Consider the following 24,586-nt stretch of genomic DNA (forward strand, 5'->3'; position numbering starts at 1 on the left):
TGGATCTGGTGATGGAGATGGAAGCCGACCGGATGCGCAACCTGCGCCTGACCGAGGAGGACGTGCTGACAGAGCGTCAGGTGATTCTGGAAGAACGCGCGCAACGGACCGACAGCGATCCCGGCGCGCTTCTCATGGAGCAGATGCGGGCGGCGCAGTTCCTGAACACCCCCTACGGCATTCCGGTGATCGGCTGGCGGCACGAGATGGCGGAGCTGTCGCGCGAGGATGCGCTGTCCTACTACAAGCGCTTCTATGCCCCGAACAACGCCACTCTGGTGATCGCGGGCGATGTGACGCCGGACAAGGTGAAGGAACTGGCCGAAAAATACTACGGGCCGTTGAAACCGTCCGAGGGAATCGTCCCGCGCGACCGCCCGCAGGAACCCCCGCAACTGGCCGAGCGGCGGCTGGTGCTGGAAGACGAGCGGGTGTCGGAGCCTTACGTCTACCGCTCCTACCTCGCGCCCGAGCGTGACCCCGGCAACCAGCGCGAGGCGGCGGCGCTGACCGTGCTGGCCGAGCTTCTGGGCGGCAACGGACAGACCTCGGTCCTGGCAAGGGCCCTGCAGTTCGACACGCAGACGGCGGTGTTCTCCTCGGCCTATTACGACGGCACCAGCATCGACGACGCGACCTTCGGGCTGGTGGTGATGCCGGCGCACGGGGTGAGCCTGGCCGACGCCGAGGCGGCGCTGGACAAGGTGCTGGCCGATTTTCTGAAGGACGGCCCCGATCCTGCGGCGCTGGAGCGCATCCGCACCCAGGTGCGCGCGGGCGAGATCTATGCCCGTGACGACGTGGAAAGCCTGGCGAACCGCTATGGACAAGAGTTGAGCGTGGGCCTGACGATGACCGATATAGATACCTGGGACGAGGCGCTGTCTGCCGTCACGGCCGAGGATGTGATGGCCGTCGCGCACAAGGTGCTGGACCGGAAGCACGCCGTGACCGGCTGGCTGACCCGGCCTGCGGGCGATTCTGCCGCCGAACCTGCTGGCGAACCCGTTCCCGAGCCCGTCCCCGCGCCCGCCATCGAAGGGGAGATTCAGCAATGATCCGCGCCATTTTCGCTGCCGCCCTGCTGCTCGCCGCCCCGGTCCGGGCCGAGATTGCGATTCAGGAAGTCATCTCTCCCGGCGGGATCAAGGCTTGGCTGGTCGAGGATCACGGCATCCCCTTCACCGCGCTGGAGATCCGGTTCAGGGGCGGCAGTTCGCTGGAGGCGCCCGAGAAGCGGGGCGTGGTCAACCTGATGACCGCCACGCTGGAAGAAGGCGCAGGCGAGATGGACAGCAAGGGTTTCGCCGAGGCCCGCGATGCGCTGGCGGCGGGAATCAGCTTCAATTCCGGTGCCGATTCGGTGGCGGTCTCGGCCAAGTTCCTGACCGAGAATCGCGACCAGGTGGTCGAGCTTTTGCGCGAGGCGCTGGTCAACCCGCGCTTCGATCAGGACGCGGTGGACCGGGTGCGCGAACAGGTGCTCTCCAACCTGCGCTCCAACGAGAAGGACCCCGGCACCATCGCTTCGGAGAAGTTCGACGCGCTGGCCTTCGGCGACCATCCCTATGCCACAAGCGGGGACGGAACCATCGAGACGGTGACAAGACTGACCCGCGACGACGTGATCGCGGCCCACAAGTCGGCGCTGGCGCGTGACCGGATCTATGTCGCCGCCAGCGGCGACATCACGGCCGAGGAACTGGGCAAGATTCTCGACCGGCTCATGGGCGAGCTGCCCGCGACCGGGGCGCCGCAGCCCGGCGAGGCACCTTGGCTGCTTCCGCCCGGGGTGACGCTGGTCGACTTCCCGACGCCGCAGTCGACGGTGTTCTTCGGGGAAGCGGGCATCGCGCGCGACGACCCGGATTTCTTCCCGGCCTTCATCCTGAACGAGGTGATCGGCGGCGGCCGCTTCACCGCCCGGCTGATGACCGAGGTCAGGGAAAAGCGCGGTCTGACTTACGGGATCGGCACCTATATCGTGAACATGGACCATGCCGACATGCTGCTCGGCCATTTCTCCGCCTCTAACGACAAGGTGGCCGAGGCGATCAAGGTGGTGCAGGCGGAATGGGGCCGGATCGTCAGCGAGGGCGTGACTCCGGAAGAGCTGGAGGCGACCAAGACCTACCTGACCGGGTCCTATCCCCTGCGGTTCGACGGCAACGGCCCCATCGCCAGCATCCTGGTGGGAATGCAGATGGACGGCATGCCCATCGACTATATCACCACGCGGAACGCCAAGGTCGAGGCGGTGACGATGGAGGATATACGGCGCGTCGCGGCTCGGCTCTTCAAGCCCGAGGCGCTGCAATTCGTGGTGGTGGGCAAGCCCGAAGGGATGTGAGCAGAAGCTCACTATTCGACTGCGTCCCCCCTCGCGGGTGCCGCAGTCGATGAGGGGACGAAGTCGACCGGTGAGGCGCCGAGGGGAAGCGGGGGGCGAACAACCCCCTTTCCCCTGCTGGACCCTTGGTCTACCACTTCGGCATGATCTGGACGATCCCGAATACGCTGACCATACTTCGTCTGCTCGCCGCCCCCGGCGTCGCGATCATGTTCCTGTACTTCCACCGCCCCTGGGCCGACTGGCTGGCGCTGACCCTCTTCGTCGGCGCAGCGATCACCGACTGGTTCGACGGCTATCTCGCGCGGTTGTGGAAACAGGAATCGAAGTTCGGCGCGATGCTGGACCCGATCGCCGACAAGGCGATGGTGGTGATCGCGATCATGGTGATCACCGGCTACAACGGGATGAACCCCTGGCTGATCCTGCCCGCGACTCTGATCCTGTTCCGCGAGGTTTTCGTGGGGGGCCTGCGGGAATACCTGGGCCACAAGAGCGGCTTGTTGAAGGTGACGAAGCTTGCCAAGTGGAAGACCACGGCGCAGATGCTGGCGATCGCGGTTCTGTTCCTGGGGACCGGGCTGGAATACCTGAACGGCGTCGCCATGCAGGGGATGACCCCGGAACAATATGCCGAGGCGGTGACTGCGGGCATCGCCGATCCGATCCGCGCCTGCGGCAGGCGGGACTGCGCCTCCTATGCGAACCTTGTCGGCTTCTGGCTGTTGTGGATCGCGGCCCTGCTGACAATGGTCACGGGGTGGGAATATTTCGTCAAGTCGCTGCCGTTCCTGCGGGAAGACAAGTGATCGACGTGCTGTATTTCGCCTGGGTCCGGGAGCGGATCGGGCTGCCGCGGGAGCGGATCGAGACCTCGGCGGCGACGGTCGCCGAGCTGGTCGAGGAGCTGCGCGCGCGGGAAGAGCGCTATGCGGCGGCCTTTGCCGACCTGACTGCGCTGCGGGTGGCGCTGGATCAGGAGCTGTCGTCCTTCGACGCGCCCCTCGCCGGGGTGAGGGAGGTCGCCTTCTTCCCGCCGATGACGGGGGGCTAGGAATGCGGGTCGCGGTCCAGCCTGCCCCGTTCGATCCGGGGGCCGAGGTTTCCGCCTTCACAGCCGGGGTTCGCGGCGCGGGGGCGGTGGTCAGCTTTACCGGGCTGGTACGGGACGAGGGCGGCAGGCTTTCGGCGATGGAGATCGAGCATTACCCCGGCATGACCGAGACGGCGATTTCCGGGATCGCGGCCGAGGCCGTGGCCCGCTGGTCGCTGGCGGATGTGCTGGTGATCCACCGGCATGGGCGGCTGATACCGGGGGAGGCGATCATGATGGTCGCGACGGCGGCACCGCACCGGGGGGATGCCTTTGCTGCCGCCGAGTTCCTGATGGACTACCTGAAGTCGCGGGCTCCGTTCTGGAAGAAGGAGATCGGGGCCGATGGGGCGGAATGGGTGGCCGCGAAGGTTTCGGACGAGGATGCGCTGAAGCGGTGGTAGTGCCCGCGCGCGGGCAGGTTTTTGAACCGTTGGAAATCAACGGCTTGTCTGCGGGCGTTCAGTTTTTATTAACCGCCGACGCCCAACTCTCTTCCTTCCCGCGGAGGGAAAAGGACGCGCAGGATGGCCGGCAAGTGACTATTCGCGCGCCGGGGAAGCGGTATCTGAATTGACTGTTCGGGATCAGGCGATGGGGCCGATTCCGAAGCGCGACTGCCAGCTCGGTTGCAGGTCGCCGGGTTGGGAGCGCGCGAGCCAGACCGCGCGGGCGATGGCGCGCGCCAGACAGATGGCGGCGGCGTGGCCAAGCTGGAAGGGGTCGGTCAAAGGGTCAGCCACGGGCTTGCCCCCCGTCGCCACGCTGAACACAAGGTCTCCATCCAGCGGCGTGTGAGAAGGGACAAGAGCGCGGGCCATGCCGTCATGGGCGGCAACGGCCATGCGGTGGGCTTGCGCCTTGGTGAGGGTCGCATCCGTGGCGACGATGGCGATTGTCGTCGCCTCGCCCAGCCGCTTGCGCGGCAGAGGGGCGTCTTGCGGGGTCATCGGCGCGGGACCGAGGCCGCCGAACTCGGTGCCTTCCTCCCAGGGCGCGGCCCAGAAATGCGGCGTCTCGCCCACGGTGGCCTGACCGAGGGCATTGACGACGACCAGCGCGCCGACGGTGAGGCCAGAAGGCAGGACGCAGGAGGCCGAACCAAGCCCGCCCTTCAGGGTGCTGGTCATCGCGCCGAAGCCTGCGCCCGCAGTACCAAGCGTGAAGTCGCGGGCGGCGACGTCGAAGGCCTGGCGACCGAGAGCGGGATAGGGGCTTTCCGTCCAACCCTTGTCGCCGCCGTTCAACAGGTCGAAGACGATGGCCCCCGGAACGATGGGAACGCTGACCGGGCCGACGGCGAAGCCGCGACCGGCCTCGCGCAATCCCTGCATCACCCCCTGCCCCGCGTCGAGGCCGAAGGCGGAACCGCCCGCGAGGAAGATCGCGTCCACCTCCTGCACCATGCGGTCGGGGGCGAGCAGGTCGGTCTCGCGCGTGCCGGGAGAGCCGCCCATGACATGGACGGCGGCCACAAAGGGCCGGTCGGCGGTCAGCACGGTGACGCCGGAGCGCAAGGCGGCATCCTCGGCATTGCCGACGCGAAGGCCGGGGATGTCGGTGATCAGGTTCAGGGGGCCGGGACGCATCAGATGTAAAGCTTCGTCACAGCGGTGGCCGGGTCGCCGGTGTTCGGCGTGCCTGCGGGTTCGATCAGCAGGAGATGGGTCTCGACCGCGGCGCGGGGGCGGTGTTGCATGCCCTTCGGCACGACGAAGACCTCACCGGGTTTCAGGGTGACGGCGCCATCGGGCAGGTCGATGGTGAGTTCCCCTGACAGGACCATGAAGAAATCGTCGGTGTCGGGGTGGTCGTGCCAGACGAATTCGCCCAGCACCTTCACCACCATCAGGTCATGGCCGTTGAAGGCGCCGACGATGCGGGGCGACCAGTGGGCTGTGAAGGTGGAGAGCTTTTCGGAAAGGTTTATCGGGGTCATGGGGCCTCCTGCAGGCGGCAGGATAGGCTGACAGGCAGGGGGGCGCAAATGGAGATGCCGGGACGATTTCCGTCGAGGCAGCCCCTCGTGCAGCTTGGTCTGGCAACTCTCACCACGATCCAGCCGCAGGATTTCGAGGCCCAGCGCACCCGCACCCGGCCTGACGCCCTCTCTGTGCCGGTGGGCGATAGCAATCCAGCAGACCCTCGACCACGTCGCGCGTCTGTCGACGCTGCCGATCTGGGCCAAAGATAGCGGGCTACAGGCCGTCTATGGCCCTTCCCTTTGATCCTGGGCGCCCCCCGGAATCCCGGGACCGCTGTCCCCGCCGGGGCAGGTTGACTGACACAGTAATTAAACATGGCCGTCAAGCCACTGTCATCTGGCGCCCTTAAGGCGCGGTGAAACCAGTCGGACAGGAGACACCGATGAAGAAGATGCTTGCAATGACGGCGGCGCTTGGCGTGACCGCACAGGCGGCTTTCGCGGACACCACCCAGATCACCTGGTGGCACGGGATGGGCGGTGCGAACGAGCAGGTGATCAACCAGATCGCCGAAAAGTTCAACGCGGCCCAGACCGCCTGCGCCATCACCCCTGTCTCGAAAGGCACCTATGAGGAGGCCCTGGCCTCCGGCATCGCCGCCTTCCGTTCGGGCGAACAGCCGAACATCATCCAGATCTTCGATGCGGGTGCCGCCACGATCATCAACGCCAAGGGCGCCACGATTCCGGCCGAAGACCTGCTGACCCAGAACGGCTATACCTTCGACCGCGAAGCCTTCATCCCCGGCATCCGCTTCTTCTATGCCGATGCCGACGGCAAGTTCATCGGGATGCCGTTCAACTCTTCCGCGCCGATCATGTATGTCAATGACGAGGCTCTGGCCAAGGCCGGTGTCGCCGCCCCGAAAACCTGGGCCGAGTTCGAGGCCGCGGCACCGAAGCTGAAAGAAGCAGGCTATGTGCCGCTGGTGGCGAGCCAGCTCACCTGGATGTTCTTCGAGAATTATTTCTCGCGCAACAACGTCCAGATGGCCTCCAATGACAACGGCTATGCCGGCTTCGACGGCACCGAGCTGCTGGCCACCCAGCCCGAGCTGCTGGCTTTCTGGACCCGCGTGAAGGACTGGCACGACAAGGGCTGGTTCGGCTTTTACGGCGCGGGTTGGGCCGACAACCAGAAGCCCTTCGAGGAAGGCAAGGTCGCCTTCTGGATCGGGTCTTCGGGGTCTTTCGGCGGGCTCTCCAAAACCGCGACCATGCCCTTCTCGGCCGATTTCCTGCCCTATGACGAAACCGCCAAGGACGGCAACAAGTCGAGCTTCATCGGCGGCGCCTCGCTCTTCGCCTTTTCGGGCAAGCCGGAAGCGGAAAACAAATGCTCGGCGGATTTCTTCAACTTCCTGACCTCGACCGACGTTCAGGCCTTCTACCACCAGGCCACCGGTTATGTCGCCATCACCACCGCCGCCTATGAGAAATCCAAGGCCGACGGCTGGTATGAGCAGCACCCGCAAGCCGAGATCGGCATCAAGCAACTGATGCTGCCGCAGGGCGAATGGTCCAAGGGATACCGTCTGGGCTTCTACCCGCAGATCCGCGTGATCGAGGAACGCGAGTTCAACAAGATCTTCTCGGGCGAAACCACCGTCGAGGATGCGTTCAAGGCGATCCAGACTGAGGGCAACGAGCTGCTGGCGAAATTCGCCAAGACCTCGGGCTGATCCTTTCCTGTGACCTTGGCCGGGCCTGCCACTGCAGGCCCGGTCTTGGCATATCCCCCCGATACGTATCTCCGCGAAAGCCGCCATGACCGATAGCCTTCAGGCCATAGCCCCGGCCCGCCGATGGGGAAAGCGCAGCCCTACCCCGGTGGAACCTGCAAAGCGCGTGCAGTTCGACCGCCCGCTGCTGCCCTGGCTGTTCCTGTTGCCGCAGCTTGCGGTGATCTTTGTCTTTTTCTACTGGCCCTCGGCGCAGGCGATTTCCTCCTCCTTCTACCTTGAGGATCCCTTCGGCTTTGGCGCGAGCTTCGTGGGCTTCGACAATTACCGCGATGCGCTCGGCTCTGTCGAATATCGGCGGATCGCGGGTTTCACCGGCTTTTTCACCGTGGTCGTGACCGGCTTTTCTCTGGGCCTCGGGCTTCTCTTCGCGGTCAAGGCCGACAAGGTGATCCGGGGGCGGTCGAGCTACCGGACCGCGCTGATCTCGGTCTATGCGATCGCGCCGCCGGTGGCGGGGCTGATGGGGATGATGCTCTTCGACCAGCATATCGGCCCCTTCGTGAAGTTCGCCGGCTGGTTCGGCTGGAACATGCAGGTCGGGATCAACTACTGGGACACGGCCTTTGCCATGATCCTCGTCTCGGTCTGGAAGCAGGTGCCCTACAACTTCATCTTTTTCCTGTCGGGGCTTCAGGGCATTCCGGCGAGCGTGCGCGAGGCGGCGGTGATCGACTGCCGCAACGGCTTTACCCGGTTCCGCACCGCGATCCTGCCGCTGCTGGCGCCGACCGCGTTCTTCCTGCTGATCATCAACATCACCTATGCCCTGTTCGACACCTTCGCGGTGATCGACGTGATGGTGAAGGACAAGCCCGCCAACAATCCGATCACCCTTGTCTACAAGGTCTACAACGACGGGTTCCGCGGCAATGACATCGGCGGGTCCGCGGCTCAGTCGGTGATCCTGATGATCGTCGTGCTGGTGCTGACGCTCGTGCAGTTCCGCTGGCTCGAACGCCGCGTGCATTACGGATAAGGCCCATGAACCGCTCCACCCCCTTCGACCATCTGATCCTGATCCTCGCCACGCTGTTCATGGTGCTGCCCGTCGTGGTGGCGGTGATGACCTCTACCCATTCGGCGGTGGAGATCCACCAGAACGGCCTGTTCCTGACCCCCGGCAGCCATGGGGACGAGACCTATACGACCGTGCTGACCCGTCAGGGCGGCTTTACCGGGCAGGTGACAGGCACGCGGATGATGCTGAATTCGCTGATCCTTGGCATCGGCTTTGCCGTGGGCAAGATCGTGCTGTCGATGCTGGCGGCCTACGGGCTGGTCTATTTCCGCTTCCGCTTTGCGACGCTTCTGTTCTGGATGATCTTCACCACCCTCCTCCTGCCTTTGGAGGTGCGGATCATGCCCTCCTATCAGGTCATGTCCTCGCTGGGCCTCCTGAACAGCTACACCGGACTGATCGTACCGCTTCTGGCCTCGGCCACCGGGACCTTCTACTTCCGGCAGTTCTTCAAATCCGTCCCGGACGAGCTTCTGGAGGCCGCGCGGATCGATGGGGCCGGGCCGTTCAAGTTCCTCTGGGACGTGCTGATCCCGCTGTCGAAAACCATGATGGCCGCGATCTTCATCATCATGTTCGTCTATGGCTGGAACCAGTATCTCTGGCCGATGCTGATGACCACGGATGAGCGCTTCTTCACCCTGATGCGCGGCATCAAGCAGATCCTGCAGGTCTGGATCGGCAGCCAGATCCCCGACTACAACGAAGCCTTCGCCCTTGCCATTCTCGCGCTCGCGCCGCCCGTTCTCGTGGTGGTGGTGTTCCAGCGGTGGTTCATCAAGGGCCTTACGGAAAGCGACAAGTAATGGCCTCCATCGAGATCACCGATGTCTTCAAGACCTATCCGGGTGCTGCTGTGCCTTCGGTCTCGGATGTGACGCTCAGCATCAAGGACGGCGAGTTCATCGTGCTGGTCGGCCCCTCGGGCTGCGGGAAATCCACGCTTCTGCGGATGGTCGCGGGACTGGAGGAGATCTCCGGCGGCGAGGTGCGGATCGGCGAGCGCGTGGTCAACAAGGTCGATCCGGCGGACCGCGACATCGCCATGGTCTTCCAGAACTACGCTCTGTATCCGCATATGACGGTGCGGGAGAATATGGCCTACGGGCTGAAAAACCGCCGCACCCCGGCGGCGGAGATCGCGGCCCGCGTGGCCGAGGCCGCCCGGATGTTGGAGCTTGGCCCCTATCTTGACCGCAAACCGCGCGCCCTGTCGGGCGGGCAGCGCCAGCGGGTCGCCATGGGACGCGCCGTGGTGCGCCAGCCTGCGGCCTTTCTGTTCGACGAACCGTTGTCGAACCTTGACGCCAAGCTGCGCGTGTCGATGCGGGGCGAGATCCGCCGACTGCAAAAGCGGCTCGGCACCACCTCGATCTACGTCACCCATGACCAGCTTGAGGCGATGACACTGGCCGACCGTCTGGTCGTGCTGAACGGAGGCCGCATCGAGCAGGTCGGCGCGCCGATGGATATCTACCACCGCCCGGCGTCCACCTTCGTCGCCTCTTTCATCGGCTCTCCGGCGATGAACCTGATCGACGCCGAGGTGTCGGGGGCGGAGCTGCGCGTCGGCGATAGCGTCGTGACCCTTGCCACAGCGCCGGGGATTCAGGGTGCCGTCACCCTCGGCATCCGGGCCGAGGATCTGGCGCCATCCGCCCATGGCCTGCCCTTCCGGCTGGACTTCGTGGAGGAGCTCGGCGCACAAAAGCTGGTCCATGGCCATGTGGGCGGGCAGCCGATGACGATGATCGCCGGACCGAACGACGTCTGCGCCGAGGAAATGCGTGTGGCCCTGCCCGCAGGGGCGCTGCATTTCTTCGACACCGCGACCGGGCGGCGCCTCTTCGCACCGGGGCTGACGGCGGCGGCAAAGCGGGTTCCGGCATGATCACCGCAACCACCGGGGCGCTCGCCATCCTGTCGCAAGAGGACCGGGCAAAGATTGCCGCCCTGCCCCGCGATATGGAGACGCACGACGCCCATATGGCCGGCCTTGCAACCATGACCGAGGTGGAGCTTGGTGGTCAGGCCGGAGGCCCGCTGACCCTGCCGCTGACAATCGCCGCCTGGAACCTCGAACGGTGCCTCTTCCCCGAGGCGAGTGCCGCCAAACTCGCCGCTACCGGGGCCGGCCTCATCCTCCTGTCAGAGATGGACAAGGGCATGGCCCGCACCGCGCAGCGCCACCCGACCGCCGAGATCGCCGCGAGCCTTGGCATGGCCTATGCCTATGGGGTGGAGTTCGTGGAGCTCGGCCTCGGCTCGGAGACGGAACGTGGGTTCTGCACGGACAACTTCAACGCGCTTGGTCTGCATGGCAATGCGCTGATGGCCGGGACGGCGCTGCGGCGCCCCTTCCTGCTGCGCCTGCCGAGCGACGGCCATTGGTTCCTGAACGGCGGCGACCAGCCACGCCTTGGCGCGCGCATGGCCATCGGGGCCGTGGTGGAAACCACCGCCGGGCCACTCATCACGGTCTCGACCCATCTCGAAAGCGTCGCCCGCCCCGCCGGGCGTGCCGTCCAGATGGCCGCGATCCTCGATGCGATCGACAGCGCCTTTCCGGGCCTGCCGGTGGTGATCGGTGGCGATCTCAACACCGGCAACTTCCCCGGCGGAAGCTGGCGGGACGAAACGCTTTTTGACGAGGCCATGGCGCGCGGCTACAGCGTCCACGGCGGCCCGGAGGAGGCCGTGACCACCCGGCCCAGCCTGATCACCCGCTGGCCCGACCGCGCGATGAAACTCGACTGGTTCCTGACCCGTGGCCTGAGGACCGGCCTATCGAGGATCGAGCCGTCTCTCGATGCTGAAGGCAGGCCGCTGTCGGATCACGACATGGTCATTCTCTCCGTCGCGGGCATCGGCTGAAAGGCGTGGGATCAAGCGGTCGCGTCCGTGACACCCAGATCGAAGGTTTCGCCGGGGAAGAACTTCGCCAGCCGGATATCGGCCGAACGGGCGTGCCCTTCCATCCCCTCCAGCCGCGAGATCCGGGCGGTGGCCTCGGCCAGCGGGCGGGCGGCGGCACGGGTCGCGCGTTGCCAGGTGACGGTCTTCATGAACTTGTGGACGGAAAGCCCGCCAGTGTAGCGAGCCGCGCCTGACGTCGGAAGGACATGGTTCGGGCCCGAGGTCTTGTCGCCGAAGGCCACGGTCGTCTCTTCGCCCAGGAACAGCGAGCCATAGGCCCTGAGCCGCCCGAGCCACCAGTCCAGGTCGAGGGCCTGGACGTGCAGGTGTTCCGGCGCGTAGCGATCGGCGACCTGCGCCATTTCTTCCCGGTCGGAACAGAGGATGACCTCCGCCATGTTGTCCCAGGCGGCGCGGGCGCTTTCGCGGTTCACCTCGGGCAGGGAGGCGATCAGTTCGGGCACCCGGCGGATGACGCGCTGCGCCAGCGCCTCGTCCGAAGTGACCAGCCATACCGGCGAGTTGTATCCGTGCTCGGCCTGTCCGACGAGGTCATAGGCCACCATCTCGGCATCTGCACTGGCGTCGGCCAGGATCATGCTGTCGGTGGGACCGGCGAACATGTCGATGCCGACCTGGCCGAAGAGCATTCGCTTCGCCTCGGCGACATACTGGTTACCGGGGCCGACCAGGATATCCGCCTTGGGCAGTCCGAAATGGCCATGCGCCATTGCCGCCACGCCCTGAACGCCGCCAAGGTTCAGGATCACATCCGCGCCGCAGAGATCCATCGCGAAAAGGATCGCCGGCGGAATGCCGACGCCGGGGCGGGGCGGGGAGCAGGCGGCGATATGCGGGACGCCCGCGACCTTGGCGGTGGTGATCGTCATGATGGCGCTTGCCACATGGCTGTAACGACCGCCGGGCACGTAGCACCCTGCCGCCGATACCGGAATCTGCTTCTGCCCCGCCATCAGGCCCGGCAGGATTTCCACCGCACAGTCCGAGAGCGTTGCCTTCTGCGCCTCGGCGAAGAGGCGGATATTGGCATGGGCGAAGCGGATATCCTCTTTCAGCCGCTCGGGCACCTGGTCAGCGGCGGCCTTCAGGCTTTCGGGAGAGACGATGATGTCTCCCGTCCATTTGTCGAAGGTGCGGGAATAGTCGCGCACCGCCTCTTCGCCCGAGATCGCGATGCGGGCCAGCATGACCTGCACCAGGTCACGCACGTCCTGGTGGTCGGTCTCGGCCGTCGTCGCGGCTTGCTTGAGGTAGATCATCAACGGGTCTTTCCGCTACATCCGGCCCTTCCAGGGCACGAGGCGGCGCTCCAGAAAGCGCATCATCAGGTCGAAGGCAAAGGCGATGCTGGCGATCACGAAGATCCCCATGATCACGACCGAGGTTTGCAGGAACTGGCTGGCGGACAGCACCATGTAGCCGAGGCCGCTTGTCGCCGCGACCATCTCGGCGGCGACCAGGGTGGTCCAGCCGAAGCCGACGCCGACCCGCATCGCAGTCAGGATCTCGGGCATGGCCGAGGGCAGGATCACATGGCGCATCACCTGCCAGCGGGTCGCACCGAAGGAATAGGCGGCGTGGATCTGCTCGATGGCGGCCGACTTCACGCCGGACCGCGCGCCAAGCACGATGGGCGCGAAAATCGACAGGAAGATCAGCAGAACCTTTGACGTCTCGCCGATGCCGAACCAGATGATCATCAGCGGCAGATAGGCCAAGGGCGGGATCGGGCGGTAGAACTCGATCGGGGGGTCGAAGATGCCGCGCATCAGCGGGCTCATCCCCATGGCAAGCCCGAGCGGCAAGCCGATGGCGCAGGCAAGGATAAAGGCCCCGAACACCCGCGCGGTCGAGATCAGCACATGGTCCAGGAAGGAGGTGTTCGTGAAGCCCTCGCGCCAGACCTGGGCGAACTTGGCCAGCACCGACTGCGGCGAGGGCACGAAGAGCGGCTTCACCAGGCCAAGCGCCGTGACCAGCCACCAGAGGGCCAGAAGCGCCAGGACCGAGGCGACCGAAAGCCAGAAGGTATTGCCCTGACCCGGAACGCCGTAGATTTCGCCGGGCTTGGTGGGACGGGCGCGCGCAAGACGTGCCCAGAGGCCCGGGCTCTTGGCGGGGCGTGGATCGGTCATTCGACGGCCTCCTCATCGGCGAAGATGATGTTCAGCACCTTCTCGCGCAGTGCGATGAACTCGGGCGAGGCTTTGACCTGGCGGGCGAGCGTGCCGCTCTGGAACTGGCGCGAGAAGGGCAGATCGAAGACATGCGTGATGCGTCCCGGCCGCGGCGACATCACGATCAGCTTGGTGCCCATGAACAAGGCTTCTTCGACACTATGGGTGATGAAGAACACCGATTTCCCGGTCTCGCCCCAAATCCGCAGGATCAGTTCCTGCGCCTTCTCGCGCGTCAGCGCATCCAGCGCGCCCAGGGGTTCGTCCATCAGCAGGATCTTCGGGTCGCAGGTCAGGGCCCGGGCGATGCCCACCCGCTGCTGCATCCCGCCCGAAAGCTTGTAGACGGGCGAGCTTTGGAACCCGTCCAGGCCCAGGAGGCCGATGTATTCGTTGGCGGTGCGGTAGCGGTCCTGCTTGCCGATGCCCTGGATCTGCAGGCCGAAGGCCACATTGTCGATCACATTCAGCCAGGGCAGCAGCGCATGTTTCTGGAACACCACGGCGCGATCAGCCCCCGGGCCCATCACCATGCGGCCGTCCAGCGTCAGGCTGCCCGAGGTGGGCGACAGGAAGCCCGCGATCAGGTTAAGAAGCGTGGACTTGCCGCAGCCCGAGGCGCCGAGCGCCACGACGAACTCGCCCTCTCCGATGTCGAGGTTGATGTCGCTCAGCGCAGCAACGGGAGGCCGACCGTCGGCCGCCGGATAGATGACCGAGACATGATCTATTTTCAGGCTCAAGCTTCCGTCCTTCTGCAGTGGGGGTGGCGCCGCCCGGACCGATGCGTCCGGGCGGTCGCCTGTTTCCTCACTTGGCCGCGGCGGCGGCAGCGTAGGTCGGGTTCACGAAGCCGGAGTAGTCGTCCAGCGTCGCGTCGATCCGGCCCGCGCCCTTCAGGAATTCGGCCGTGGCCTTGATCTTCTCGGCCGCAGTGCCCAGCCAGGCATCCTCGACCTGCGTCGCCATCGGCAGATAGGTGAAGCCTGCGATGATCTCGGGCACCTGGGCCGGGTCCGCCCCGGTGGCGGCGGCAAGCGCCTTGACCTCGGCGCTGTCGGCGGTCCACGCGGCCGGATCGGCCAGATACATGCCGTTGACCTTGTCGAGCGCCTTCAGGAAGGCGACGATCTTGTCGCTGTTCGCCTCGGCGTAGGCCTTGTTCACGACCCAGCCGTCATAGGTCGGATAGCCCCATTCGGCGGTCTGGTCGGCGCCGATGATCAGGGTGCCGGTCTTCAGGATCTCGGACTGTACCGGCTGCCAGACCCAGGCCGCGTCGATGGTGCCCTGCCCCCAGGCCGCGGCGATGTCGTCGGGCTTCATGCCGACGATGTTGACGTCCGTCTCGCTCAGCCCCTCGTGCTGCAGGGCGCCCATCAGCGAATAATGCGCGGTCGAGCCCATCGGCACACCCACCGTCTTGCCCTTCAGGTCGGCGACGGAGGTGATGTTCGATCCGTTGCGCGCGATCAGCGATTCCGCTTTGCCAAGCACCCCGGCATAGGCGATCATCTCGATTTCCAGGCCCGAGCTTGCCGCGATGGCGATGGGCGAGGAGCCCAGCTCGGACAGCACCACGTCGCCCGAAGCCATGGCGGCGATCACGTCGGTTCCAGCGCCGAACTTGCGCCACTCGATCTCCCAACCCGTCGCCTTGGCCAGTTCGTCGGTGGTCGACAGCAGTTGCATGGGCGTCGGGTTGCCGAAATGGCCGATGATGATCTTCTCGGCCAGGGCCTGCCCGACAAGCAGGACCGACGCCGCGGCGCCGAGCAGAATATGTTTCAGTTTCAGGCTCATGGTCGTCTCCTCTGTTGGTTGTCTTCTTCTTGGTTCACTTTGCGCCGCCTGTCGACCGCCCCCTTGCGGTAGCGAAGTCCCTGATGGCCTCGACCAGCACGTCCAGCGTGTCGAAAGCTACCACTTCCTTTGCCGTGGCCTCGGTGACAAGCGAGAACTCGGTACAGGCGATCATCTGCACGAAAGCCCCGCGCCGCAAGAGCCCGTTGGAGGCGTCGCGCAGGACGGCCTGCGCTTCGGGACCCGGTCCGCCGGATTTGATCTGCCGGATCGCCCCCAGCATCGCGGCCTCGTCCTCGGGATAAAGCGCCCTGACCCCGAACCGCGCCAGCGCCGCGTCGAAGAGGCCGATCCTGCGCACGGCGGGCGATGCAAGGATGCCGACCTGGCCGTCGAGTCCCGCCAGCTTCGCGGCCTTCGTGACCGACAGGTCCACCATGTCGATGAACGGCACCTTCACCGCCGACCGGATCGCCGGGGCATAATGATGCGCCGTGTTGCAGGGCATCGCCAGCGCCTCGGCCCCGCCTGCAACCAGGCGTCGCGCCATGTCGGCAAGGACGGGGGCGGGGTCTTCGCCCGTGCCCTCGATCAGCCGACGGATTCGCGAGGGGACCTGGGGGTTCTGGTCGACCAGAAGCGGAATGTGGTCGGCGTCGTCGGTCGCGGGGACAGCGTCGATGATCTTCTGCATCAGCAGGAGGGTCGCCTGCGGACCCATGCCGCCCAGAATGCCGACACGCCGCATCTACAGGCCCCACCCGTGCTTCATGCCATCACATCTCCAGGGCTTTCCGCGACTCGGCGAAGGCTGCATCATAGCCGAACAGCCCCGCCGCCCCACCCGTGTGCAGGAAGACCACTCTCTGACCCTTGGTGAACCGGCCCTTGCGGATATGGTCGATCAACCCCGCCGCGCCCTTGCCGGAATAGACCGGGTCCAGCAGGAGGCCTTCCAGCTGCGCGAACATGCGGATCGCCTCCAGCGTATCCTCACGCGGGATGCCATAACCCGCGCCCACGTAGCTTGAATCGGCCACGACATCGCCGCGCGCGACGACGCCGGGGCAACCCAGCTTTTCGGCTGTCCGCTGCGCCAGGGCGTAGACGTTCTCCTCCTGCTTTTCCTTCGGCGCACGCACCCCGATACCCAGAAGCGGGATGCCCGCGTTCAGTGCCTTCAGCCCGGTGATCAGCCCGGCCTGCGTGCCCGCACTGCCGGTTGCCGTGACGATATGGTCGATCACCAGACCGCGGTCATTGGCCTGCGAGACCAGTTCGAAGGCGCAGTTGACATAGCCGAGCGCCCCAGTCGGGTTCGACCCGCCGCCGGGGATGATGTAGGGCTTCCGCCCCTCGCCCCGCAGGCGGTCTGCCAGCACCTCCATCTCGGCCGCCATGTCCACACCCCCGGCGCGGCGCGAGGTCGTGGCGCCGTGCAGATGGTCCAGAAGCACGTTGCCGTTGGTGTTGTAGTTGGCATCGTTCGAGCCTGTCCGGTCCTCCAGCAGGATGTGGCAGGCAAGCCCCAGCTTGGCGGAAAAGGCCGCCGTCTGCCGGGCGTGGTTCGACTGCGTCGCGCCCTGCGTGATCACCGTATCCGCGCCCTGGGCCAATGCCTCGGCCATCAGGAACTCCAGCTTCCGCGTCTTGTTGCCGCCCGTGGACAACCCGGTGCAATCGTCGCGCTTGATCCAGATCTCGGGTCCCCCGAGTTCTTTCGACAGCCGGTCCAGACGTTCCAGCGGAGTGGGAAGATGCGCGAGGAAGACGCGGGGGAAACGGGCCAGATGCATAGAAGTCGATCCTTGCGATAACTTGCATAGCTCAAGACTTGTCCAAGCCAAATGCAATTGCAAATGCGAAATATACTGGATATCTTGCAAATATTGCAAGATCGGAGGATCCGATGCGGCTGGAGTGGCTGGAAGACATCCTCACGATCAACCAGACGGGTTCTTTCAGCAGCGCGGCCGAGCGCCGGAACCTGACGCAATCGGCTTTCTCGCGCCGGATCCAGCAGATCGAGGATTATGTGGGGGTCCAGCTCTTCGACCGCAGCCGCAAGCCGGTGCAGCTGCGCCAGGTGACGCAGGCCCAGGTCGGCCAGATCGAAGAGATCGCAGGATTGCTGCGCCAGCTGGTCATCGATCTGCGGCGGGGCGACCGTGCGGCCTCGAACAGGATCGTGATCGCCAGCCAGCATTCGCTGACGACATCGCTGTCCCCCCGGATCATCCAGGGCATCCGGGACCGCGACGAAGATGTCTATGTCCGCCTTCGATCGGCCAACCTGGACGAATGCTTCGCGCTTCTGCTGTCGCGGAATGCCGATCTGGCCATCGTCTACGGCCTAGAGGACAGCGATCCCTTCGCCGGCGACTTTCTGGAAACGATCGACCTCTGGCCCGACCAGCTTGTCCCGGTCCTTCGTTCGGACCTGGCGCGGGAGGTAATGGCCGGGACGGTGTCGGAACTGCCCTTCGTTGCCTATCCGGACGACGTCTTTTTCGGCACCATCATGGCCGAGCGGGTCCTGCCGGCGCTGGCCGGGCGGGCGGTTGCGCAACCCAAGGCGGAAACCGCGCTTACCATCGCCGCGCTGGAACTGGCGGCTGCCGGGGTCGCGACGGCATGGGTCCCGCTGACCCTGGCCCGGCTGGCCCTTTCGCAGGGCCGGATCACCGACCTCTCGCCGGTCCTGCCGAGCTGCCCCCTGTCGATCCGCGCCGTTCGTCTGAAAGGCGCCCGCAGTCCGGCGGAAGAGGTGATCTGGAACCACATCTTTGAGATTCAAAGGGCTGGGGTCGTCACGCAATAGAATTGTGGCAATTGGCCTCGCGCCCTCGGCTTAGGTTGACGAGTAGCACGTGCAGAAGCAGCTCGGCCACGCCAGCGCCGACGGGACACGTTCCGGGTGACTGAGGCCCGCGGATCATTTCGGTATGGTCAAGCACCGTCATTCTTATAGCATGGGCAAGAAGCCCTGCATCGAGGTAGGAGTACCCAGATCTTGCAGCCACAATCCGTCGCAAGCGGGCTGACTCCCTCGGCCATCTTTCTGGTCGTCGTCCTGTCTGCAGAGGACCGGGCGGCCGAGGCGGCGCGTGGCGTGCTGGCGAACCTGCCTGGACTGGTCCGGGCCACCGGGTTTCGCAGCGCGACGGGCCAGCTGTCCTGCGTCGCGGGCATCGGGTCCGACGCATGGGACCGGCTGTTCGGCGCGCCCCGGCCCCGGGAACTGCACCCGTTCCAGGAAATTCGCGGTGTTCACCACGCGGTCGCGACGCCGGGCGACATGCTGTTCCACATCCGCGCGGCCGGCATGGACCTGTGCTTCGAGCTTGCGATGAACATCATGGACCAGTTCGGCGGCCTGGCGAGCGTGGTGGATGAGGTGCACGGGTTCAGCTATTTCGACCGCCGCGATCTGCTGGGCTTCGTCGACGGGACCGAGAATCCCACCGGCCAGGACGCGGCGGATGCCACGCTCATCGGGGCGGAGGACCCGGGCTTCGCCGGGGGCAGCTATGTGATCGTGCAGAAATACCTGCACGACCTGGCGGGCTGGAACGCCCTGCCGGTCGAGACGCAGGAAAAGATCATCGGGCGCCGGAAGCTTTCGGACATCGAGTTGAGCGACGCGGAGAAGCCCAGCTATGCCCACAATGCCCTGACCTCGATCACCGAGGACGGGCAGGAGGTGCAGATCCTGCGCGACAACATGCCCTTCGGCGACGTGCGGACAGGCGAGTTCGGCACCTATTTCATCGGCTATGCCCGCACCCCCCGCCATATCGAGCGGATGCTGCAGAACATGTTCATCGGCGATCCGCCGGGCAATCACGACCGCATCCTTGATTTCAGCCGGGCGGTGACGGGGACGCTGTTCTTCGTCCCTTCCGCCTCGCTGCTGGATCAGCTTGGCTCTGGCGGTACGGTTCCCGAACCGGAACCGGCGCCCCCTGCCGCGCATTCACCCCGAACGGAGGGATCGCTCGGGATCGGTTCACTCAGGACAGGAAAGACATCATGAACAATCTGCACAGGGATCTGGCCCCGATTTCAGATGCGGCCTGGGCCGAGATCGAGGAAGAGGCGGCGCGCACGCTGAAGCGGCACCTTGGCGGGCGCAAGGTGGTGGATGTGCTGGGGCCGAAGGGCGTGGACTATGCAGCGGTCGGCACCGGGCACACCGAGCGGATCGACGGCCCGGCCGAGGGTGTCTCGGCCCTGCGGCGCGAGGTGAAGCCGTTGGTCGAGTTCCGTATTCCGTTCACCCTGACGCGGGACGCGATCGACGATGTGGAGCGCGGATCGAAGGATTCCGACTGGGAGCCACTGAAGGAAGCCGCCCGCCGCATCGCTTTTGCCGAGGACCGGGCCATCTTCGACGGCTATGCCGCGGGCGGCGTCGAGGGCATCCGCGAGGAGGCCAGCAATGCCTCCGTCGCTCTGCCCAAGGCCGTGATGGACTACCCCGAGGCGGTGGCCAGGGCGGTGAGCCGCCTGCGGCTGGCCGGGGTCGAGGGGCCCTATGCGCTGGTCCTCGGGCAGGATGCCTATACCAAGGCCAGCGGCGGCAGCGAGGATGGCTATCCGATCTATGAGCATCTGGAACGGCTTGTCGACGGCGGCATCTTCTGGGCTCCCGGCATTGCGGGCGGTCTGGTCCTGTCGATGCGCGGCGGCGATTTCGAACTGGAGATCGGGCAGGACCTGTCGATCGGCTATCAGGGCCATACCGACACGACCGTCACGCTTTATCTTCAGGAAAGCATGACCTTCCGCGCCCTGACCGCCGAGGCCGCGGTGTCGCTGGATCCGACGGCGGAGTGAACGGGAGGACGCGATGGACGATCCCGAACCCCGGCTCACCTCGCTTTCCCATGGCGGTGGTTGCGGCTGCAAGATCGCGCCGGGCGTGCTTGAAAGCATCCTGCGCGGAATGGCGGCCTTGCCCGTTCCCCCCGCGCTGCTGGTCGGAACGGAGACTTCGGACGACGCGGCGGTCTATCAGCTGAACGCCCGGCAGGCTGTGGTGGCCACCACCGATTTCTTCATGCCCATCGTCGATGATCCCGGCGATTTCGGCCGTATCTCCGCGACCAATGCCCTGAGCGATGTCTATGCCATGGGGGGCACGCCGCTGTTCGCGCTGGCCATCGTCGGAATGCCGGTCAACCGGATTTCGACTGATACCATCGGCCGGATTCTCGATGGCGGCGCGCAGGCCTGCAAGGCGGCGGGCATTCCGGTCGCGGGCGGGCATACCATCGATTCGGTCGAGGCGATCTACGGGCTGGTCGCCATCGGGCTGGTCGATCCGGCCGATCTCAAGCGCAATTCCGGCGCATGTCCGGGCGACCGGCTGGTCCTGGGCAAGCCGCTTGGCGTCGGGGCCTATTCCGCCGCGCTGAAGAAAGGCGCGCTTTCGGCCGAGGCCTACGATGCGATGATCGCCACGACGACCCGGCTGAATACGCCGGGGCCGGAGCTGGCCCGTCTTTCCGGTGTCCATGCGATGACCGATGTGACGGGCTTCGGCCTTGCCGGGCACGCGCTGGAGATGGCCCGCGGCAGCGGCTGCGCCATCCGCATCGATCTTGCGGCATTGCCGGTGCTGACCGATGCCCGGCGGCTGATCGGCGAGGGCCATGTTACCGGCGCCTCCGCCCGGAACTGGGCGAGCTATGGCGAGCGGGTTGCGCTGGGAGGCGCGGGACCTGAAGAGCGGGCCCTGCTCACCGATCCGCAGACCAGCGGCGGCCTTCTGGTCGCCTGCACGCCCGAGGCCGTGGGAGCCGTGATCGACTGCTTCCACCGCCATGGCTTTGCCGAGGCGGTGATGGTCGGAACCGTGGTTGAAGGGGCGGGGACCCTGGAAATCCAGTAAGGCTGTCTGCGTCGTCCCCCGCCGATGTTCCGGGATGCCGCTTGATACTTCTTTTCTGTTCGGCGCGGTTGCGGGATACTTTTCCGACCTGAACCCGCTTCTGTCGCGCTGGCTTGGGAACTCCGGCTACCGACATGACGTTCGGGTGCAGTCTCGCCCGATGCCGAAGGCCAGAAGGAGAATGCCATGAGTGACGGTATTTGCGACATCTGCGGCCAGAATCCAGCGACGGTCCGCGTTCAGGCCAGCGTCAATGGCAAGCGGCGCACGCTGGAGCTTTGCGAGGAGGACTACGAAAGGCTGCGTGCGCAACAGCACGCCGCTGCCCCGCGCTCTCCCTTCGAATCCCTGTTCTCGAAAAGTCCGCTAATGGGCGGGATGATGGGCGACCTTTGGCCCGGCGGCGGAGGCGACGACGATTTCCGCCTTGGCCCCCGCCGCCCGCGCGAGACGGTGAATGTCACCGACGCCCTGTCCGAACGCGCCAAGGAGATGTTGCAGTCGGCCGCCCGCCATGCCCAGGAACGCGGCCGCAGCGACGTGGATACCGAGAACCTGCTTTATGCGCTGGCCGATGCCGATGTGGTGCAGGCGATCCTTGAACAGGTGAAGGTCAACCCCGCCGACCTGAAGCGCTATATCGACGAGAACGCGCCCAAGGGCGAGACCTCCGGCAAGGCGCCGCAGGAGATGGGCGTGACGCCGCGGGTGAAGGATGCGCTCAGCCGGGCGCTGGCCGCAGCGCGGGACATGGGGCATTCCTATGTCGGGCCGGAACATCTGCTGGTGGGTCTGGCGGAGGAAGGCGAAGGCCTCGCCGCCGAAATCCTGAAGAAATACGGGCTGACGCCGCAGGCGCTGCGCCAGCAGATCACCAGGGTGGTCGGCAAGGGGGCTGAGTCGGGCGAGGTGGATCGTCCGACCGACACGCCCGAACTCGACAAGGTGGCGCGCGACCTGACCAAGCTTGCCCGTGACGGCAAGCTCGACCCGGTCATCGGCCGCGCGCGGGAGATCGAGACGACGATCGAGGTTCTGGCCCGGCGCAAGAAGAACAATCCCGTGCTGATCGGCGAGCCGGGGGTGGGCAAGACCGCCATCGTCGAGGGGCTGGCGCAGCGCATCGTCGCGGGCGAGGTGCCCGAGACGCTGCGCGACAAGCGGCTGGTGGAGCTGAACATCAACGCCCTTGTCGCCGGGGCCAAGTATCGTGGCGAGTTCGAGGAACGGGTGCAGAAGGTGCTGGAAGAGGTGAAGAGCGCCTCGGACAGCATGATCCTGTTCATCGACGAGGTGCATACCATCGTCGGCGCCGGGTCGAACGAAGGCGGGCTGGACGTGGCCAACACCTTCAAGCCGGCCATGGCGCGGGGCGAGCTGAACCTTATCGGGGCCACCACGCTGAACGAGTATCAGAAGTATATCGAGAAGGATGCGGCCCTCGAACGCCGCTTCCAGCCGGTGATGGTGCCCGAGCCCAGCGTGGAACAGACGATCATGATCCTGCGCGGCCTGCGCGACACGTTCGAGGCGCACCACAAGGTCGTCATCACCGACCAGGCGGTGACGGCGGCGGCCGAGCTGTCCGACCGCTACATCACCGGGCGTTTCCTGCCCGACAAGGCCATCGACCTTCTGGACCAGGCCGCCGCGCGGGTTCGCATGGCGACAACCTCGCGACCACCCGAGGTGCAGGAGGCCGAGGCCGAGGTGCGCCAGCTGGGCCGCGAGGCCGATTATGCGAAAACCCGCAAGGATGAGGCGCGACAGAAGGATATCGAGACCCGGCGCGAGGCTGCGCAGAAACGGCTCGACGCCGCCGAGGAGGCCTGGCGCAGCGACCGCCGGTCGCGGTCCGACGAGGTGCGGGTCGAGGATGTGGCGGGCGTCGTCGCCAAGCTGACCGGCATCCCGGTGGCCGACCTGACCTCTGAGGAGCGCACCAAGTTGATGCGGATGGAGGAAACCCTGCACAAGCGGGTGATCGGCCAGGACGAAGCGGTGCGCGCCGTCTCGGACGCCGTGCGCCTTGCCCGGGCGGGCCTGCGCGAGGGGTCGCGTCCCATCGCCTCTTTCCTGTTCCTCGGGCCGACCGGGGTGGGCAAGACGGAACTGGCCAAAGCCCTTGCCGCGACCGTCTTCGGCGACGAGGACGCGATCATCCGCATCGACATGTCGGAATACATGGAGAAACACACCGTCGCCCGGCTGATCGGCGCCCCGCCCGGCTATGTCGGCTATGACGAGGGCGGGCAGTTGACCGAGCGTGTCCGCCGCAAGCCCTATTCTGTAGTGCTGCTGGACGAGATCGAGAAGGCGCATGGCGACGTGGCCAACGTGCTGCTCCAGGTTTTCGACGACGGGCGGCTGACCGATGGCAAGGGCCGGGTGATCGACTTCACCAACACGATCATCATCGCCACCTCGAATCTGGGCGCCGACCTGATCCAGGCCGAGATGAAGCGGCGCGGCACCGTCGATGCCGATGAAGAGCGGCTGAAGCGCGACCTGATGGAGGTGCTGCGCGGCCATTTCCGGCCCGAGTTCATCAACCGGATCGACGAGATCATCGTCTTCCACGCGCTCGACCGGAAGCAGATCCGCCAGATCGTGGAACTACAGTTGAACCGGGTGAAGCGCATGGCGCTGGGGCAGGGTGTGACGCTCGACTTCGACGAGCGCGCGCTGGAGCGGCTGGCGAACGAGGGCTACAAGCCCGAATTCGGCGCTAGAGAGTTGCGTCGGCTGATCCGCACCTCGGTCGAGACGGCCTTGGCCAAGCAGATGCTTGGTGGCGAAGTCTCGGAGGGGGATCATGTCACCGTCATCATCGAGGACGGAAAACTCGCGCTGAAGAAGGGGGAGCCGACGAAACCGAAGGAGGCCCACGAAAGCAAGCCCCGCCCCGCGCCCGATGGTGCACCGGTCGCCGGCGATCCGGCCGTGCTTGATGCCGAGGCCGCAGCTGAGGAAGGCGCCGGGGAATCCGCCGCTGACGCTGCTGCGGCGCTGGCCGCGGCAAGGGCGATGAAAGCCGACAAGGCCAAGCCGGGCACGGATGGTAACTGATTGGAATTGCTGGTGAGAACGCAATGGCCGACCTCTTCGCGCTGAGCGCGCCCTGGTGGCATTTCATCCTGCGCGGGGCGGCGATCTATCTGCTGGTCACCGTCCTGATGCGCGCGTCCGGCAAGCGGGCGATGGGGCAGTTCACGCCCTTCGACCTGATCCTGCTGATCCTGGTCGGCAACACCGTCCAGAACGGCATCAACGGCGGCGACAATTCGCTGACCGGCGCGCTGATCATGGCCACGACGCTGATCGGCATCAACTGGGTCGTGGCCTGGCTGTCCGCGCGCTCGGTCTGGTTCCGCGGGCTGGCCGAGGGCCGGGCCGCTGTTCTGGCCGTCGACGGCAAGGTCGATCATGCGATGCTGCGCCGCCAGCTTGTCAGTGAGGAGGACTTTCTGACCGCCACCCGGCTGGCCGGTTGCAGCGGCCTGCACGATATCAGGCGCGCCACACTCGAGCCGAACGGCCATATCATGATCGAAAAAACCGACGGCAGCTGGAGCTGACGGGC

24 protein-coding genes are annotated in these 24,586 nt (G+C 65.8%); 16 read left to right on the forward strand and 8 right to left on the reverse strand.

Annotated elements, in window-relative coordinates; all coding sequences use genetic code 11:
- The 5 genes from V7Q39_RS00005 to V7Q39_RS00025 all read left to right on the forward strand — a co-directional run.
- Nucleotides 1-1,058 (forward strand): M16 family metallopeptidase (locus V7Q39_RS00005; RefSeq protein ID WP_333814144.1); only part of this gene is annotated, 1,058 nt, incomplete at its 5' end.
- Nucleotides 1,055-2,350 carry a M16 family metallopeptidase gene (locus V7Q39_RS00010; RefSeq protein ID WP_333814145.1) on the forward strand — a complete coding sequence of 432 codons (1,296 nt, stop codon included), beginning with the start codon at nucleotides 1,055-1,057 and terminating at the stop codon, nucleotides 2,348-2,350. The genes V7Q39_RS00005 and V7Q39_RS00010, both read left to right, overlap by 4 nt.
- Nucleotides 2,351-2,493: 143 nt before the next feature.
- Nucleotides 2,494-3,159, forward strand: a complete 666-nt coding sequence (gene pgsA / locus V7Q39_RS00015) for a CDP-diacylglycerol--glycerol-3-phosphate 3-phosphatidyltransferase (protein ID WP_333814146.1) — start codon at nucleotides 2,494-2,496, stop codon at nucleotides 3,157-3,159.
- Nucleotides 3,156-3,404 (forward strand): molybdopterin converting factor subunit 1, encoded by a 249-nt coding sequence (gene moaD / locus V7Q39_RS00020; protein WP_333814147.1) that lies wholly within the window; start codon nucleotides 3,156-3,158, stop codon nucleotides 3,402-3,404. The genes pgsA and moaD overlap by 4 nt, the downstream gene beginning before the upstream one ends.
- A gap of 2 nt (nucleotides 3,405-3,406) precedes the next feature.
- Nucleotides 3,407-3,847, forward strand: a complete 441-nt coding sequence (locus V7Q39_RS00025; protein WP_333814148.1) for a molybdenum cofactor biosynthesis protein MoaE — start codon at nucleotides 3,407-3,409, stop codon at nucleotides 3,845-3,847.
- Between the two features lie 183 nt (nucleotides 3,848-4,030).
- Here V7Q39_RS00025 and V7Q39_RS00030 read toward each other — a convergent pair whose 3' ends face one another.
- Together V7Q39_RS00030 and V7Q39_RS00035 are read right to left on the reverse strand one after the other, a co-directional pair.
- Nucleotides 4,031-5,032 carry a P1 family peptidase gene (locus V7Q39_RS00030; protein ID WP_333814149.1) on the reverse strand — a complete coding sequence of 334 codons (1,002 nt, stop codon included), beginning with the start codon at nucleotides 5,030-5,032 and terminating at the stop codon, nucleotides 4,031-4,033.
- On the reverse strand, nucleotides 5,032-5,382 hold the full coding sequence (locus tag V7Q39_RS00035; RefSeq protein WP_333814150.1) for a cupin domain-containing protein: 351 nt from the start codon (nucleotides 5,380-5,382) through the stop codon (nucleotides 5,032-5,034). The genes V7Q39_RS00030 and V7Q39_RS00035 overlap by 1 nt, the downstream gene beginning before the upstream one ends.
- Before the next feature lie 428 nt (nucleotides 5,383-5,810).
- Between V7Q39_RS00035 and V7Q39_RS00040 the strand changes: the two genes are divergently transcribed.
- From V7Q39_RS00040 to V7Q39_RS00060, 5 genes are all read left to right on the forward strand, one after another.
- Nucleotides 5,811-7,109 carry an extracellular solute-binding protein gene (locus V7Q39_RS00040; RefSeq protein ID WP_333814151.1) on the forward strand — a complete coding sequence of 433 codons (1,299 nt, stop codon included), beginning with the start codon at nucleotides 5,811-5,813 and terminating at the stop codon, nucleotides 7,107-7,109.
- 85 nt (nucleotides 7,110-7,194) lie between these two features.
- A complete protein-coding gene (locus V7Q39_RS00045) occupies nucleotides 7,195-8,148 on the forward strand; it encodes an ABC transporter permease subunit (RefSeq protein WP_333814152.1) in 954 nt (317 codons plus the stop codon).
- Nucleotides 8,149-8,153: 5 nt separating this feature from the next.
- A complete protein-coding gene (gene ugpE, locus V7Q39_RS00050; protein ID WP_333814153.1) occupies nucleotides 8,154-8,996 on the forward strand; it encodes a sn-glycerol-3-phosphate ABC transporter permease UgpE in 843 nt (280 codons plus the stop codon).
- Entirely contained in the window at nucleotides 8,996-10,081 is a 1,086-nt protein-coding gene (locus tag V7Q39_RS00055) for a sn-glycerol-3-phosphate import ATP-binding protein UgpC (protein ID WP_333814154.1), read from the forward strand. The genes ugpE and V7Q39_RS00055 overlap by 1 nt, the downstream gene beginning before the upstream one ends.
- On the forward strand, nucleotides 10,078-11,064 hold the full coding sequence (locus V7Q39_RS00060; protein ID WP_333814155.1) for an endonuclease/exonuclease/phosphatase family protein: 987 nt from the start codon (nucleotides 10,078-10,080) through the stop codon (nucleotides 11,062-11,064). Before V7Q39_RS00055 ends, V7Q39_RS00060 begins: the two co-directional genes overlap by 4 nt.
- An 11-nt stretch (nucleotides 11,065-11,075) precedes the next feature.
- On the opposite strand, the gene hisD is transcribed toward V7Q39_RS00060, so the two are convergent.
- From hisD to V7Q39_RS00090, 6 genes are all read right to left on the reverse strand, one after another.
- A complete protein-coding gene (hisD, locus tag V7Q39_RS00065) occupies nucleotides 11,076-12,386 on the reverse strand; it encodes a histidinol dehydrogenase (protein ID WP_333814156.1) in 1,311 nt (436 codons plus the stop codon).
- A 15-nt stretch (nucleotides 12,387-12,401) separates the two neighbouring features.
- Nucleotides 12,402-13,262, reverse strand: coding sequence for an ABC transporter permease subunit (locus V7Q39_RS00070; RefSeq protein ID WP_333814157.1), 861 nt, complete (start codon nucleotides 13,260-13,262; stop codon nucleotides 12,402-12,404).
- Entirely contained in the window at nucleotides 13,259-14,047 is a 789-nt protein-coding gene (locus V7Q39_RS00075; RefSeq protein WP_333814158.1) for a taurine ABC transporter ATP-binding protein, read from the reverse strand. Before V7Q39_RS00075 ends, V7Q39_RS00070 begins: the two co-directional genes overlap by 4 nt.
- Nucleotides 14,048-14,114: 67 nt before the next feature.
- Nucleotides 14,115-15,107, reverse strand: coding sequence for a taurine ABC transporter substrate-binding protein (locus tag V7Q39_RS00080; protein WP_333814159.1), 993 nt, complete (start codon nucleotides 15,105-15,107; stop codon nucleotides 14,115-14,117).
- A gap of 34 nt (nucleotides 15,108-15,141) precedes the next feature.
- Nucleotides 15,142-15,855, reverse strand: coding sequence for an aspartate/glutamate racemase family protein (locus V7Q39_RS00085; RefSeq protein WP_333814160.1), 714 nt, complete (start codon nucleotides 15,853-15,855; stop codon nucleotides 15,142-15,144).
- Between the two features lie 28 nt (nucleotides 15,856-15,883).
- Nucleotides 15,884-16,903 carry a D-cysteine desulfhydrase gene (locus V7Q39_RS00090; RefSeq protein ID WP_333814161.1) on the reverse strand — a complete coding sequence of 340 codons (1,020 nt, stop codon included), beginning with the start codon at nucleotides 16,901-16,903 and terminating at the stop codon, nucleotides 15,884-15,886.
- A 113-nt stretch (nucleotides 16,904-17,016) separates the two neighbouring features.
- Between V7Q39_RS00090 and V7Q39_RS00095 the strand changes: the two genes are divergently transcribed.
- From V7Q39_RS00095 to V7Q39_RS00120, 6 genes are all read left to right on the forward strand, one after another.
- Nucleotides 17,017-17,928 (forward strand): LysR family transcriptional regulator, encoded by a 912-nt coding sequence (locus V7Q39_RS00095; protein ID WP_333814162.1) that lies wholly within the window; start codon nucleotides 17,017-17,019, stop codon nucleotides 17,926-17,928.
- Between the two features lie 192 nt (nucleotides 17,929-18,120).
- Complete coding sequence (locus tag V7Q39_RS00100) at nucleotides 18,121-19,143, forward strand: Dyp-type peroxidase (protein ID WP_333814163.1); 1,023 nt, start codon at nucleotides 18,121-18,123, stop codon at nucleotides 19,141-19,143.
- Entirely contained in the window at nucleotides 19,140-19,946 is an 807-nt protein-coding gene (locus tag V7Q39_RS00105; protein ID WP_333814164.1) for a family 1 encapsulin nanocompartment shell protein, read from the forward strand. Before V7Q39_RS00100 ends, V7Q39_RS00105 begins: the two co-directional genes overlap by 4 nt.
- 13 nt (nucleotides 19,947-19,959) lie before the next feature.
- Complete coding sequence (gene selD / locus V7Q39_RS00110) at nucleotides 19,960-21,003, forward strand: selenide, water dikinase SelD (RefSeq protein WP_333814165.1); 1,044 nt, start codon at nucleotides 19,960-19,962, stop codon at nucleotides 21,001-21,003.
- A 186-nt stretch (nucleotides 21,004-21,189) separates the two neighbouring features.
- A complete protein-coding gene (locus V7Q39_RS00115; RefSeq protein ID WP_333814166.1) occupies nucleotides 21,190-24,072 on the forward strand; it encodes an ATP-dependent Clp protease ATP-binding subunit in 2,883 nt (960 codons plus the stop codon).
- 23 nt (nucleotides 24,073-24,095) lie between these two features.
- The gene (locus V7Q39_RS00120; RefSeq protein WP_333814167.1) at nucleotides 24,096-24,581 is read left to right on the forward strand and encodes a DUF421 domain-containing protein; all 486 of its coding nucleotides are present in this window, start codon (nucleotides 24,096-24,098) and stop codon (nucleotides 24,579-24,581) included.
- Nucleotides 24,582-24,586 lie beyond the last annotated feature (5 nt).

This window comes from Tabrizicola sp., assembly GCF_036781545.1.
Classification (GTDB): Bacteria; Pseudomonadota; Alphaproteobacteria; order Rhodobacterales; family Rhodobacteraceae; genus Tabrizicola.

Excerpts from the sequence above, each read along its gene's own strand:
- selD (WP_333814165.1), top strand. The coding sequence starts at position 19,960 with ATGGACGATCCCGAACCCCGGCTCACCTCGCTTTCCCATGGCGGTGGT.
- V7Q39_RS00095 (WP_333814162.1), top strand. The coding sequence starts at position 17,017 with ATGCGGCTGGAGTGGCTGGAAGACATCCTCACGATCAACCAGACGGGT.
- V7Q39_RS00010 (WP_333814145.1), top strand. The coding sequence starts at position 1,055 with ATGATCCGCGCCATTTTCGCTGCCGCCCTGCTGCTCGCCGCCCCGGTC.
- V7Q39_RS00040 (WP_333814151.1), top strand. The coding sequence starts at position 5,811 with ATGAAGAAGATGCTTGCAATGACGGCGGCGCTTGGCGTGACCGCACAG.
- V7Q39_RS00085 (WP_333814160.1), bottom strand. The coding sequence starts at position 15,855 with ATGCGGCGTGTCGGCATTCTGGGCGGCATGGGTCCGCAGGCGACCCTC.
- ugpE (WP_333814153.1), top strand. The coding sequence starts at position 8,154 with ATGAACCGCTCCACCCCCTTCGACCATCTGATCCTGATCCTCGCCACG.
- pgsA (WP_333814146.1), top strand. The coding sequence starts at position 2,494 with ATGATCTGGACGATCCCGAATACGCTGACCATACTTCGTCTGCTCGCC.
- V7Q39_RS00035 (WP_333814150.1), bottom strand. The coding sequence starts at position 5,382 with ATGACCCCGATAAACCTTTCCGAAAAGCTCTCCACCTTCACAGCCCAC.
- V7Q39_RS00070 (WP_333814157.1), bottom strand. The coding sequence starts at position 13,262 with ATGACCGATCCACGCCCCGCCAAGAGCCCGGGCCTCTGGGCACGTCTT.
- V7Q39_RS00030 (WP_333814149.1), bottom strand. The coding sequence starts at position 5,032 with ATGCGTCCCGGCCCCCTGAACCTGATCACCGACATCCCCGGCCTTCGC.
- V7Q39_RS00105 (WP_333814164.1), top strand. The coding sequence starts at position 19,140 with ATGAACAATCTGCACAGGGATCTGGCCCCGATTTCAGATGCGGCCTGG.
- V7Q39_RS00025 (WP_333814148.1), top strand. The coding sequence starts at position 3,407 with ATGCGGGTCGCGGTCCAGCCTGCCCCGTTCGATCCGGGGGCCGAGGTT.
- V7Q39_RS00055 (WP_333814154.1), top strand. The coding sequence starts at position 8,996 with ATGGCCTCCATCGAGATCACCGATGTCTTCAAGACCTATCCGGGTGCT.
- V7Q39_RS00060 (WP_333814155.1), top strand. The coding sequence starts at position 10,078 with ATGATCACCGCAACCACCGGGGCGCTCGCCATCCTGTCGCAAGAGGAC.
- hisD (WP_333814156.1), bottom strand. The coding sequence starts at position 12,386 with ATGATCTACCTCAAGCAAGCCGCGACGACGGCCGAGACCGACCACCAG.
- V7Q39_RS00080 (WP_333814159.1), bottom strand. The coding sequence starts at position 15,107 with ATGAGCCTGAAACTGAAACATATTCTGCTCGGCGCCGCGGCGTCGGTC.
- V7Q39_RS00120 (WP_333814167.1), top strand. The coding sequence starts at position 24,096 with ATGGCCGACCTCTTCGCGCTGAGCGCGCCCTGGTGGCATTTCATCCTG.
- V7Q39_RS00090 (WP_333814161.1), bottom strand. The coding sequence starts at position 16,903 with ATGCATCTGGCCCGTTTCCCCCGCGTCTTCCTCGCGCATCTTCCCACT.
- V7Q39_RS00115 (WP_333814166.1), top strand. The coding sequence starts at position 21,190 with ATGAGTGACGGTATTTGCGACATCTGCGGCCAGAATCCAGCGACGGTC.
- V7Q39_RS00045 (WP_333814152.1), top strand. The coding sequence starts at position 7,195 with ATGACCGATAGCCTTCAGGCCATAGCCCCGGCCCGCCGATGGGGAAAG.